Below are 13145 nucleotides of genomic sequence, written 5' to 3' on the forward strand. Positions count from 1 at the left end.
GTGCCCAGACATCTGTTGATGTCGCCAGCCCCGCAGCCGTGTCACTTGATCTATTTCCCTGAGAATTCAATTTAGGAATAGGGCTGGGCTGTGTAAAATTTGGCCTACTCAAAATGTTGACTAGCGTTAAAGCCGGCAACTTTATTTGTGCCTGACAGGTTTCTATTTATGAGTGCACTGGTATCCATCTGGTCTAACCGAAATTATCGAATCGCCCTGTTCATTACCCTGCTGGCCGTTATCTGGCTGTTTAGTGGATTTTTATTGCCTGAGAAGGAGAGCGAAGACGCGCATCCCACTAAAAAAGCTGGAGTTGTCCCCGAGGTGGCCATTCGGGTTCAGGCGCAGCGAATTGAAGCTCAATCCTACGCTACACGGGTGTTGGTCAATGGCCATACAGAAGCGAATCGCAGCGTGCGTCTGCGGGCAGAATTGGATGGAGTCATTTCCCGACTGCCGATACCTGAGGGAAGCCTAGTACGACAGGGTGAGGTGATTTGTGAAATTGAAGCGGAAGATCGCCTGGAAAAACTGGCTCTTGCCGAAGCCGCATTGAATAAAGCGCGGCTGGATTATGCCGGCGCCGAGCGCTTAAAAAACAAGGGGCTACAGTCCGATACAGCCATGGCACAACAGAGCGTTGCCCTGGCGCAGGCGAAGGCGGACTTCACTTCGGCCAAGGTGATGGTGGATAACTTGAAAATTCGAGCGCCTTTTGCTGGCGTGGTCAACAAGCGCGCGGTAGAGCTGGGGGACTTTATTCGCCGGGGAGAGGAGTGCGCGACCCTGCTGGATTTAGATCCAATTCTGGTGGTTGGCGAAGTCTCCGAGAACCAAGTGGGCAATCTGGTTCCTGCGGGTCCGGCCACTGCGGAATTACAGCGCGGTATCCCGGTTCAGGGCAAGTTGCGTTATATCAGCCAGCAGGCTCAAGAAGTTACCCGCGCTTACCGGGTTGAGGTGGCGGTGAACAATCCCGGAAATCAGTTGCGCGGGGGCTTGAGTGGCCGCCTGGCTCTGCCCACCGGTGAAATATTGGCTCACCATATAAATTCTTCATTACTGACATTGGATGACAGTGGCACATTGGGCGTGCGGGTTCTCGATGAAAACAATCGGGTAGATTTTATCAACGTCACTTTAGTGGGTGATGGGGATGGGGGTGTTTGGGTCAGCGGTTTGCCGGATCCTGTTACTTTGATTACCGTCGGTCAGGAGTATGTTAGCCAGGGCGATATCGTTCGGGTTGATATGCATCCACCTGAGCCCGCACTGAATGCGCAATCCCAGTCTGTGGATATTAATCCCGAATCAATCCCCTCCACTATGGAGCTGCCCGCACAGGAAGACCAAAAAGGTAATTAGCGATGAAATTATTAGAGAGCGCGATTGAGCGTAATCGCAGCGCTATTTGCCTGATGTTGTTGATTGTTCTTGTGGGTCTTGTGGCCCGCGGTGCTATGACAATTGAGTCTAGCCCTGAAGTGAATCCGCCGTTTGTGATGGTACAGGTAACTCATGAGGGTATATCACCCGAGGATGGTGTGCGTCTACTGGTGCGCCCCCTGGAGCAGGAAATTCGTGCTGTCGAGGGGGTTGAAGAAGTGATCGCAGTCGCCCGTGAATCCCTGGCCTATATCGTGGTGGAATTTGACTCCGCAATTGATGTGGATGATGCGGTGGACGATATCCGCAATGCGGTGGAGCGTGCTCGAGCAGAACTGCCCCGAGATGCGGACGAGCCCATGGTTGAGGAGGCATCGGCGCAACCTTTCCCCACAATTGTGGTTACCCTCTCTGGTGAAAAGGTTAGTGAGCGGGTACTGCTCAGCAGTGCCCAGCTGCTCAAGCGTAAAATAGAAAATATCAGCGATGTCTTGAGTGCAGACCTACACGGCAACCGCGAAGAGGTAGTCGAGGCAACAATCGACCCGGTGCGCCTGGAGCACTATCAGGTTACTAGTGCGGAACTGATTAACGCTGTGCTGGGTAATAACTTACTGATTCCCGCAGGGGAATTGGATACCGATCGCGGACGTTTTTCTGTCAAGGTTCCCGGTCTCATTGAGAGCGCGCAGGATGTCTATGAAATCCCGTTAAAGAACTCGGCGGATGGCGTAGTTACTCTGGGTGATGTTACCGATATTCGTCGCACTTTTAAGGATGCTGTGAGTTATACCAGTATCAATGGGCGTCCCGGTCTCGCTATTAATATCGAGAAACGCAATGACGCAAGCTCCGTTAATGTGGCCGACCAGGTCAGATCCGTAGTGCAAGAGGAGTTGGGGGCACTGCCTCAGGGGGTAAAAGTAGAGTTTGTTTTTGATCAGTCCAACTTTGCGCGGGATATGGTCAGCGAAATGCAAGGCAATATTCTTACCGCGATGCTGCTGGTGATGATCATTGTGGTGGCCGCACTGGGATTCCGTTCTGGCATTTTGGTGGGCCTGGGGGTGCCATTCTCTCTGTTATTCGGTTCTATCGTTACCTGGTATCTAGGTTATTCCTTTAATTTTATGGTGATGTTCGGCATGTTGCTGGCCCTCGGCATGCTGATTGATGGCTCCATTGTTATAACCGAATTTGCCGATCGTAAAATGGCTGAGGGTATGAGTGCACGTAACGCTTATATCGCATCGGTCAGCCGTATGTTTTGGCCGGTAGTTGCCTCAACCGCAACCACACTTGCCGCTTTCCTTCCGATTATGCTCTGGCCCGGGGTAGTAGGAGAGTTTATGCGCTACCTGCCAGTCACAGTCTTTGCGGTATTAGCAGGATCGCTGCTTTATGCATTGTTTTTTGCTCCGGTGATGGGTGCCTTATTTGGTAAAAGTAATCTGACTGCTTCCACACGGGATTATTTAAAGCAGTTAGAAGAGGGGCAGTCCGCGCATTTGCCGGGAATTACTGGCTTCTATGCCCGCCTTTTGGAGTTTGTTCTGCGTCGTCCAACAATGGCTTTTGCCACGACTATTGTTCTCCTGGTTTCTATTTTTATTGCTTTCGGCCGTTTCGGCGCTGGGGTCGAATTTTTTACCGAGACCGAGGAGCAATACGGCAACGTTGAGATTCGGGCTCAGGGCAACCTTTCCATGGAAGAAAAGAAAGTACTGGTTGCCCAGGTGGAAAAAGCGGTCCTCAGTATTCCTGAAATACGGATTGCCCACACGACTATCGGTTCTGGAGGAATTTCCGGTAACTCCGATCGTGCTCCGGACCAGATAGCCAATATGTTGGTGGAGTTACTGCCAGCCGAAGAGCGCGAGCGGCGCAGTAGGGATATTTTCGAAGATATTCGTGCACGAACGGCTAATTTTGCCGGAATCAAGGTCACGGCTAATGTTATGGAAGGGGGCCCCCCAGTTGGTAAGGATATTGTGCTTGAGTTACGCGGTCAGGATTACGAAAAATTGTTGGCGGAAACCTGGCGTCTGCATCGGGTGATGGAGGATGACTTCGGCGGTTTACGGGATATTGTGAATACCGCTCCATTGCCGGGTATCCAGTGGGAGGTGCGTGTAGACCGTGCCAAGGCAGCCTTGTATGGGGCTGATTTAACCGAGGTGGGCCGAGCGGTTCAGTTGGTGACTAATGGCGTGCGCGTGGCGGAATACCGCCCCGATGACACCGATGAAGAAGTGGATATTCGTATTCGTTATCCACAGACTGCACGCGGTATAGCCGCCCTGGATCAATTAAAAGTAAATACTCCACGCGGTACAGTGCCAATCAGCAGTTTTGTACACACGGTGGCCATGCCGAAGGTGGATAAGATTGAAAGGATTGATGGTATTACCCGCATGCAGGTTAAAGCCGATGCTCAGGAAGGCGTACTACCGGATGACAAGGTGAAAGAAATTCGGGCCTGGCTTGAGCAAAACCCTGTAGATCCAAGTGTGGAGTTACTTTTTCGCGGTGCAGATGAAGAGCAGAATGAGTCCTTCCAGTTTTTAGGCGTCGCTTTTCTGCTCTCACTGTTTTTGATGTTTATCCTGCTAGTGACCCAGTTCAACAGTTTTTATCAATCGCTGCTGATTCTTTCTTCGGTGATTATGTCGACAATAGGGGTGATGTTGGGGTTGTTGCTTAGCCAGAGTACTTTCAGTGTCATCATGACTGGGGTAGGGATCGTTGCTCTCGCGGGGATTGTGGTAAACAACAATATTGTATTGATCGATACCTATAACTTTGTGCGTAAGAATGAGCCTGGACTTAGCCCTGCAGAGGCGGCTCTTAAGGCTTCCACACAAAGATTGCGCCCGGTATTTCTCACTACTGCGACCACGATTCTCGGTTTGTTGCCGCTAGCTCTTGGGGTGAGCGTCGATATGGTGGGAAGAAATGTTGTGGTGGATGGTGTAATTGCTTCCTTTTGGGTCAAACTGGCTAGTGCCATCGTCTATGGACTGTCTTTCTCCACAGTACTGACGTTACTCGTGACTCCGGTGTTATTGGTTTTGCCAGGGCACTTACGTGATAAATTTTCCGGGAAAAAAGCCACTAATCCTCAGTTGGGCTAGCTAGTACCTCGTTAAACTATTTTTGTGATCACTATTCGCGGGGGCTAATGCCCCCGTTTCTTTATTGTGACTAAAGGTTTTGACCAGCAGTTGGGGCAAAAGCCGGGGAAAACGTTGAGAAAACCGTTAGATCGGTAGTTAGGAAACAAAATGCTTAAACATTGGCCGGAAGAAATTACCAAGCTTAGCCACAAGTTAGCCGGAGAAGGCTTACGAGAAGTAATTGACAGTTTTATTCAGCAGCATCGGCTTCCCTCGGAGTTTTACCGGGAGATTGAAGCCTATTACCTACCATTGGCTTTATGGCTTGCTGAGCGACACCGTGTAGGGCAAACCTTGATTGTGGGGATCAGTGGTGGCCAGGGTACTGGCAAGTCAACTCTGTCAGATTTTATTTGCCGGATCTTAACGAAGCAGGGACTTAACAGTTGTACTTTCTCTCTGGATGATATTTACCTGACGTGTTCGCAGCGTCGTCAGCTCTCACAAGAGGTTCACCCGCTCCTATACACACGCGGTGTGCCGGGCACTCACGATGTTCAATTGGGAATAGAAACTCTGGATGCTCTTCGCAACGCCGGGGAGCAATCCCAAATACCCTTGCCGCGTTTTGATAAATCCAAAGATGACAGGGTTCCTCGCTCAGGATGGCCGGTACATAAGGGCAGGGTGGATTTTATCTTTCTTGAGGGTTGGTGCCTTGGTGCTAAGGCATCGGAAACCCCACAGCAGCCCATTAATTCACTGGAAAGGATTGAGGATGCTACTGGCCTCTGGAGAAATTTTATAAATCAGCAGCTGGAAGGGCCGTATATTGAGCTGTTTAAGCGTGTAGATACCATGGTGATGTTGTGTGCCCCAGGAATGGAGTCTATTTTTGTGTGGCGTAAACTGCAGGAACAAAAATTGCGCGAGCGCACTGGCAAGGGTATGCAGGCCTTTGAGCTGGACCGTTTTATAGAGCACTACGAGCGGATAACAAGAAATCTTTTAAGCGATATGCCCAACTGGGCTGATTGTGTTTTGTATTTGAGGGAGAACCACTGTATACGAGAGATTAGGCTCGCTACTGGAGGAGAATAGAGCCGAGGTGCAGACCCCGGGGAATGCCGGGGTCTATTCAGTTGGAGCCGTAGTTCCAACTGAATTGGCTAAGTGACTTACTTAGCCTTGGGCGGACGACCGCGGCCGCGCTTTACAGGAGCAGCTTCAGTTGCAGCTGGGGTTGCGGCGTCAACTTTTTTGGGGCGCCCTGGCTTTTTCTTGGCTGCTTCGCTTTTGGCCGGGCGACCGGGCTTCTTTTTAGCAGTTTCTGCCTTGGGCGGGCGGCCGCGACCGCGTTTTACAGGAGCAGCTTCAGTTGTTGCTGCTTCGGTTTCAGTTTTCTTTGGACGGCCAGGCTTCTTCTTGGCGACTTCGCTTTTGGCTGGACGACCAGGCTTTTTAGCTTCTTCGCTTTTCTTTGGGCGACCAGGCTTTTTCTTAGTCTCTTCAGTAGTAGCGGCCTTGGCTGGACGGCCAGGCTTCTTCTTGGTGGAGTCAGCCTTAGCTGGGCGACCGGGCTTTTTCTTTACTGCGGTTGCTTTCTTGGCCGCAGCTGCAGCTTTTTTGGCTTCTGCAGCGGCTTTCTTTTTCTCTTCAGCAGCCAGTTTCTTGGCGATAGCGGCTTCTTCTTTAGCAACAACTGTGGCTACTTTAGCGGCAAGCTTGTTTGCTGCTTTGATGCTGTCCAGCTCTTGTTTCGCTTCTGCGGCGGCAGTCTTGGCCTCTGCAGCCGCTGTTTTGGCCGCTGCGGCCGCATCGCGTGCTTTCTTCAGCTGGTTTTGTTGTGCTGGAGTTTTCTTCTTAGCGCGAATGGCGTTTACTTTTTCTTGAGTAGCTTTCGCTTTCTCTGCGGCTTTCTTGGCACTGTTTGCCAACTTTTCTACTTGAGCAGTTAGGTCCTTCTCTTGTTTGAGACGGGTGCTTTCCAGTTTGGTGGTAAGAGAGCGCAGCTCTGCTTCCAATTGTGCTACGTCGCTAGTGGCGACTGCGGGTGCTTTTTTAGTAGCCATTTAAATTTCCCTGTAAAAGTATTGTTTTGTTAAATGGGGGCATTCCTATCAATTATTCTCAGCCATCTTCACAGTGATTTGCACCGTTGAAGACGTCTGTTTTCGGCAGAAAACAATTGATAGTGAGTCCCCCCAAGTGAGCGGCGCTAATTGCAGCTTATTTGTATACCTAAATGCAAGTGTTTTATAAGGAATTTTGCTGTTTCATGTAAAAAATTTGGCTTTTTTTTATATATTTTCAATTTGAAGACCTAAAAGGGGAGTTTTCTGTGGTGGTTGAAACGGATTTACATAGTAGAGAGTGGTTTTGTTTTTTCCTCAAAGCATTAACCAAAATGAGCAACTGCAATTGAATAGTTGAGTAATTTCCTCTGGTTTATTGACAGCTTGCATTTTTGCCTAAGAGATTGAATCCATATGAATATGCAGGCCCGTCGACATTCAAACTCTGGTTAGAGGAGTTGCGTGTAGATGGGGGTTTTGAGTTAACAAAACTTAACGGAGTGTTATCGATGAATACTTCCGGGTCTGTTGGCTGGGGCAGAGATTCTCCGCCGACTTATTCAGAGGATAAGAGTTCCCATTCATTCGTTGTTGAGTAAAAACGGCAGAGCCTTGGTTTTCTAATTGCTTTTGCGGTTAAAGAAACCCTGAGCCACCTCATGAAACTTCTGGATCTCTATTTAGGTCACAGGCTATGTGTTGGTTAGTAGAGATATCTGGTTCTGGTAGGAAACCCAGCGGAGAGGCATGGCTTTCTGTGAGAGTATTGATGAGAGGGTTTTGTGAGGAGCCGTGATTAGAGTAAAGCTCACACGGTGGATTAAGTATAGAGGAAACCATAGACTAGCTTTGAAAGCCTTAAGTTCTGTAGAAAGGGAGAGTTTTAACAAGGCACTATGAGTGTGCACGCCGAACCGATTATTGATAAAGCCTTTATATTTATAGGGATATTGCCCGGCTTAGTGAGCGAGCAAATGATGTTGGCTGGTTTGAGTTCGATATTTACGAAAAACTTTCCCGTTGGTGTCAACAGTCGATCTGTCTTGTCAGGGGTTTGAGGATGGAGTCTTTGTGAAATATACGCGGCTTGTCTTCATCTTGTTTCAACCTTAGTTAATCGGGCCACTAACCTAGTAACAAAAAGTTAGTGGGTATTTGCTGGGCTGTAAACTCTCAAAGATTTTGATATTCGTAACTAGGTGAATAGCCTTATCTGAATGAAGTTCTTTGTTATCTAGTGACAACTTGATTTTTCGTGATTCTTTTTGGTCCCTAAAGGTTCATCTCTTAATAGTAGTAAGGACAGCCTCTCTAACTGAACTCCGCGAAGTATCTTTCTCTAAAAACAAATTTGATCTTGCTCAGGCTGGCTTTCGTTAGTCTGTTATTGCCTTGAAGAGAGTTTTGTCAGTGACAGAGATCACGAGATACAAGCTGGGGTGTTAAAAGGTTTCTTAATTGCACCAGGGTAATAAGGTGTTTCTTTTTAAGACGTTGATGGCCATTAAGTGAGAACTTGGTGATAGAGGGTGGTCCCGTGGCTCTACCACCGTGTTACTAAATTGATGGCTGTCGATGTAGATCGATTATAGCGGCCCGTAGGGAAGATAGCGGTTATTGGAGTGTTCGCGAATCCAGAGCAGTTGCTCTCTTTGTAGTGGAGCTTTGCGCTGGCGTAACTCTTTTGCCAGGGGAATAACTGCGGACTCTGCTCCAGCATCCCAACCGGTCAATTCCATTTCTGCGAGAGTAAAGAAGCGTATGAGCTGCCACAGCTGCTCGTCATTCCAATGTTGGCTTTCTTCTAACCATTGTTGAGCAGGCAGGCGAATAAGCTGTGATGCTCTCAGATCTTCCTCACTTAGTTTGTCGCTAAGGCTGCTATCAGAGACGGCGACACTGATAAGCCTCTGCAATTGATCCCGGTCGAATTCCCAATGGTTTTCTTCTTGCTGGCCACTCACCTGTGGCTCCCAGGCTCCTACGCTCATATTCTCTCCTTATTTTAGGTACGAGGTTTTCAATATTATACCGGGGTGAACCTATTTCTGTCGGAAGCAATTCCTTAATACTCAGTTGAAGCGGATAGAAAGAGAACTGCTCCTGTATGATTGGGATAATATAGAAGAATCACATTTTATTGAGGTCCTTATGGAATTTATCTCTAAGGCGCTACCTGCGAGTAAACGTATCGCTCTGGTTGCCCACGACAATCGCAAGGGGGCTATGATTCAGTGGTGCCTTCGACACCGTTCTCTACTGGAAAAACACAGCCTCTTGGCTACAGGCACAACCGGCGGAAAGATAGAGGAGGCCACTGGTCTCAAAGTAGAGAAGCTTCTGAGCGGCCCCTTGGGTGGGGATCAGCAATTGGGAGCCCGTATTAGTGAGGGGGTGGTAGACCTACTAGTCTTCTTCTGGGATCCCTTTGAGCCTATGCCACATGACCCAGATGTAAAGGCGCTGCTGCGGATTGCGGCGGCCTGGAATATTCCCGTGGCCTGTAACTCGAGTAGTGCCGATATGATCATCCAGTCGACCCTAATGGAGTGCGAATTTGACCGGGAAGTACCCGATTACCAGCGTTATTTGGAACAGCGTTAGTCGGACTTTTCGATCAAAAATTGATCTGATTGTCTGGGGGTTTTAGTGTAACTCATTGATTTATATGGGATATTTCCTTAGGTTATAGGTTGTGCTTGCAATGCCTGGCGATTCGCGGCAATCTTGCCCACCAGATGAGACCGGTTAAACCGGCACCCTTGGTATTTGATAACAGCACGGTGTTTTATGAGTAGACGACGCGGAAAGGCCGTAGAAGAAGAAAAGGCGGATATCGACCTGACGCCCATGCTGGACGTAGTGTTCATCATGCTGATCTTCTTTATCGTAACGGCGTCCTTTGTAAAAGAAAAAGCGTTGGACGTAAATGTGCCTGATCCGAATCAAACAAAACAGAATGAGCCTGATCCGGACAAGCAAAATATCCTGCTGGTCGTAAATGCTAACGATGAGATCACCCTGGCCGGCAACCGTATCGATAGCCGCGCTGTTCGCGCTCGAATCGCACAGCTGTATGCCGAGAATCCTCAGGCCATGGTGATTGTACGTGCGCACAACAAGTCCAGTGCCGACACCTATGTACAGATCGCAGATGCCGCCAGGGAAGTGAGCCCTGCTATCCAGGTATCTTTGGTGCCTTTCGAGAAGTAAGCCAGCGCGAAGTAAACTTGCTTCTGCAGGAAAATCAAAAGCCAGCAATATGCTGGCTTTTTTTATGTTTGTTCCAATCTGCCGAAAGTCAAAAACGGAACCTCTTTACAGGGGATGTGGGTCTTGGAGTGTTAGAGCTCAGCGCGGATGGCCCAGAGATCAGGAAATACTGCTTTGAATAGAGTGTTCTTCAGGTATCCAACACCGCTGGAGCCACCGGTACCCACCTTGCTGCCAATCGTCCGTTCTACCATTTTTACATGCCGGTAGCGCCATTGTTGTAAAGAAGAATCGATATCGACCAGAGCTTCGCAGATCTCACTCAGCAGGGGGTCATTGCGATAGATATCGATCAGAACTTTTTGTATCGCGGTGGAAGGTAAGGCAATTTGACGAAAGTCCCTATTTAACTCTTGCGCAGGTACCGGGTAACCTTCATGAACCAGGAATCTCAAGAATGCATCCCATAAGGTTGGAGCTTCCAACCGCTTCAGTAGGCACTGGTAGTGGCGGGAATCGGGCTCATAGTTCTCCAGTTTTTTTGGATCTTTGGCCCCGTAGAGGAACTCCAATTCACGGAACTGAAACGATTGAAAACCACTGGCGCTTGATAGGCGATCCCGGAATGATAAGAACTCCAATGGTGTCAGGGTCTCGAGGATATCGACTTGTTGAATCAGAGTTCGATAGATCGCATCTACCCGTTTTAGGGTATGTAGGGCGCGGTTACGTTCTCCGTTATTGAAGAGCCGCACCAGAAAATCCAGTTCATGTAACATTTGCTTAAACCACAGCTCATAGCTCTGGTGTATCACAATAAATAGTAATTCATCGTGCTCAGGGCCATCTGAAAGGGGTTTCTGGCACTCAAGCAGCTCGTCAATTTTTAAGTATGAGCTATAGGTGAGAGTCATTTAAACGTATTCCTGGTCGAGTTTTGATCAATGGCGAAATAATGCTCTCTTTAATCTGCCCGGATCAAAGCATAAGTTTTGGTAAAGCGATTAGTATGATCTTCAATATTAGGCCCGGAGTTCTTTGAATGGAAAACCCCGCACAAAAAATGCGTATCGACGGCGCGCGTCTCTGGCAAAGCCTTATGAAAATGGCTGAAATAGGAGCAACCCCAGCTGGTGGTTGTAACCGGCAGGCACTAACCGATGAGGATCGCAAAGGGCGTGATCTGTTTGTTCGCTGGTGTCGAGAAATCGGCTGTGAAATTCGTGTAGATCGCATGGGGAATATCTTCGCCCGTCGCCCTGGTATCGACAATGATCTGCCCGCAGTGATTACAGGATCACACCTGGACACCCAGCCCACCGGCGGAAAGTTTGATGGGGTTTACGGTGTATTGGCTGGTCTCGAGGTGTTGCGTACCCTTGAGGAACGTGGGATTCGAACCAAGGCACCCCTGGAAGTCGTGGTGTGGACTAACGAAGAAGGGGCTCGCTTCTCCCCTGCTATGGTGGGATCTGGAGTTTGGGCTGGAGAGTTCAGCCTCGATTATGGCCACAGTCGTATGGATAAATCCGGGGTTACGATTGGCCAGGAGCTGGAGCGCATCGGATATTTAGGCCCTGAACCTGTCCAACCCGCACCGATTAAGGCTGCCTTTGAGACACATATTGAGCAGGGGCCTATTTTAGAAAAGCAAGATCAGGTGATTGGTGTTGTTACTGGAGTACAAGGGATTCGTTGGTACGATGTGACCTTTTTTGGAACCCCCTGCCACGCGGGGCCCACTCCGATGGAGGATCGCCGCGACCCCGTCCAGGCTATGGCATCGCTGTGTGAAAAGCTTTATGGGGAAGTGAGGGCTTACTCCGTAGATGCCCGAATTACTTGTGGCGATTTACGCGCAGCACCAGGCAGCCGCAACACGGTGCCGGAAAAAGTTGTACTTGCACTGGATTTGCGTCATCCGACACCGGAAGGATTGGAGCACTTGCACCGCACCCTCTATCGGGTGGCTGAGCAGGTTCAGGAAGCCAGTGGTGTCGCCATTGATGTGCGCGAAGAGTGGTACTCACCGCCGGTGGCTTTCGATAAAGGCTGTATCGAGGCGGTAGATAGTGCAGTGCAAAATTTGGGTTACAGTCATCGCAAGATGGTTTCTGGGGCTGGGCACGACTCGGTTTATGTTTCCCGGGTTGCACCCGTGTCAATGATTTTCGTGCCCTGTGCCGGGGGGCTTTCACACAATGAGGCGGAGTCGGCTGAACCGGGACACCTCGAGGCCGGCTGTAATGTGTTGTTACACGCCATGTTAAATAGCGCCGAAATGGGCTGATGATTCCTGCTAATCAATATGAAACGAGAATACCTGGCGAGTCCGCAGGACTAGCCGTAGTTCTATAAACAGATTTGGATTGATCATGAGTGAATTTACCTTGAAGTACCGTAAGGACAACGGCGGTACTGTTCCACTGACTAACTGGGGAATGGACTCTGAGTACGGCGTATTGCGCGATGTACTAATCGGTCCGGTGGATAATTTCAGCTGGCGTACAGGAAATGCCAGCGCCCGCCGCGCCGAGCGTTTGGGAATGCAGTTCGACCACAAAGTGGCTGAAACGCAACACAAAGAAATGCTGGATGCCTACCGCCATGCGGGAGTTACTACCCATCTGATCCCGGCGGACAGCAGCCTGCCTTATCAAATCTACGGGCGTGATTCTTCAGTAATGACTCCCTGGGGGCCAATTGTTACGCAAATGTTTAGCCCCTGGCGCCGGGGGGAGTGGGCTCCCATCGTCAAGAAGTATGCTGAACTGGAAATCCCTATCTACGATGTCATTACTGCCGGCTCATTGGAAGGTGGGGATTTTATGGTGCTGGAGCCGGGCGTTATTTTGTGCGGCTATTCCGGTGAGCGCACCAGTCCCCAGGGCTTTGCACAGATGAAGAGCTGGGTAGAGAAAGAGGGCTGGGAAGTGAAAGGCTACCAGTTTGATCCTTTCTTCCTGCATATCGATGTTATGGTGGCGATGTTGGCGGAAAAGCTTGCGGCTATCTGTGTCGATGCGGTGGAGCCAGAGTTGGTGCAGTGGTTTAAGAGTCGCAATATCGAGATTATTGATATTCCCTTCCCACAAGTGCTGGAGCTGGGAGTCAATGTGGTGGCCCTGGGGAATGATCGAGTGATGCTACCCAAAGCCAATACCGGCCTTGCAGAGAAGTGCCGGGCCCATGGACTGGAGGTAATTGATCCGGATATTTCCATGATTACTCCCGGGGGAGGTGGTGTTCACTGTATGTGCCAGCCTCTGCGCAGAGATTCCGCACTAAAGCCTTAGTAGGCAATCTGCAAGGATAGCCCGATGACCAGTGGTCTACCGGGCTATTCCCGTCAACG

General features: G+C 49.6%; 10 protein-coding genes. 7 read left to right on the forward strand and 3 right to left on the reverse strand.

Annotated features, from left to right (window positions below):
- Positions 1-168: 168 nt before the first annotated feature.
- The 3 genes from LC073_RS05395 (at position 169) to LC073_RS05405 (ending at position 5603) form a co-directional block, all read left to right on the forward strand.
- Positions 169-1365 (forward strand): efflux RND transporter periplasmic adaptor subunit, encoded by a 1197-nt coding sequence (locus tag LC073_RS05395; protein WP_226644485.1) that lies wholly within the window; start codon positions 169-171, stop codon positions 1363-1365.
- Positions 1366-1367: 2 nt separating this feature from the next.
- The gene (locus LC073_RS05400; protein ID WP_226644488.1) at positions 1368-4520 is read left to right on the forward strand and encodes an efflux RND transporter permease subunit; all 3153 of its coding nucleotides are present in this window, start codon (positions 1368-1370) and stop codon (positions 4518-4520) included.
- A gap of 150 nt (positions 4521-4670) precedes the next feature.
- Complete coding sequence (locus LC073_RS05405) at positions 4671-5603, forward strand: phosphoribulokinase (RefSeq protein ID WP_226644490.1); 933 nt, start codon at positions 4671-4673, stop codon at positions 5601-5603.
- A 77-nt stretch (positions 5604-5680) separates the two neighbouring features.
- On the opposite strand, the gene LC073_RS05410 is transcribed toward LC073_RS05405, so the two are convergent.
- On the reverse strand, positions 5681-6574 hold the full coding sequence (locus LC073_RS05410) for a hypothetical protein (protein ID WP_226644494.1): 894 nt from the start codon (positions 6572-6574) through the stop codon (positions 5681-5683).
- A gap of 1589 nt (positions 6575-8163) precedes the next feature.
- Positions 8164-8568 (reverse strand): hypothetical protein, encoded by a 405-nt coding sequence (locus LC073_RS05415; RefSeq protein ID WP_226644495.1) that lies wholly within the window; start codon positions 8566-8568, stop codon positions 8164-8166.
- A 160-nt stretch (positions 8569-8728) separates the two neighbouring features.
- Here LC073_RS05415 and LC073_RS05420 point away from each other — a divergent pair, with 160 nt between their 5' ends.
- On the forward strand, positions 8729-9181 hold the full coding sequence (locus tag LC073_RS05420; protein WP_226644498.1) for a methylglyoxal synthase: 453 nt from the start codon (positions 8729-8731) through the stop codon (positions 9179-9181).
- A gap of 186 nt (positions 9182-9367) precedes the next feature.
- Complete coding sequence (locus LC073_RS05425; RefSeq protein ID WP_226644501.1) at positions 9368-9790, forward strand: ExbD/TolR family protein; 423 nt, start codon at positions 9368-9370, stop codon at positions 9788-9790.
- A 131-nt stretch (positions 9791-9921) separates the two neighbouring features.
- On the opposite strand, the gene LC073_RS05430 is transcribed toward LC073_RS05425, so the two are convergent.
- Entirely contained in the window at positions 9922-10704 is a 783-nt protein-coding gene (locus tag LC073_RS05430; RefSeq protein WP_226644503.1) for a tryptophan 2,3-dioxygenase, read from the reverse strand.
- Positions 10705-10832: 128 nt separating this feature from the next.
- Between LC073_RS05430 and LC073_RS05435 the strand changes: the two genes are divergently transcribed.
- On the forward strand, positions 10833-12080 hold the full coding sequence (locus LC073_RS05435) for a Zn-dependent hydrolase (RefSeq protein WP_226644506.1): 1248 nt from the start codon (positions 10833-10835) through the stop codon (positions 12078-12080).
- Positions 12081-12165: 85 nt separating this feature from the next.
- Complete coding sequence (locus LC073_RS05440) at positions 12166-13086, forward strand: dimethylarginine dimethylaminohydrolase family protein (protein ID WP_226644509.1); 921 nt, start codon at positions 12166-12168, stop codon at positions 13084-13086.
- Positions 13087-13145: the final 59 nt, after the last annotated feature.

The sequence above is a fragment of the Microbulbifer variabilis genome, assembly GCF_020524905.1.
Classification (GTDB): Bacteria; Pseudomonadota; Gammaproteobacteria; order Pseudomonadales; family Cellvibrionaceae; genus Microbulbifer; species Microbulbifer variabilis_A.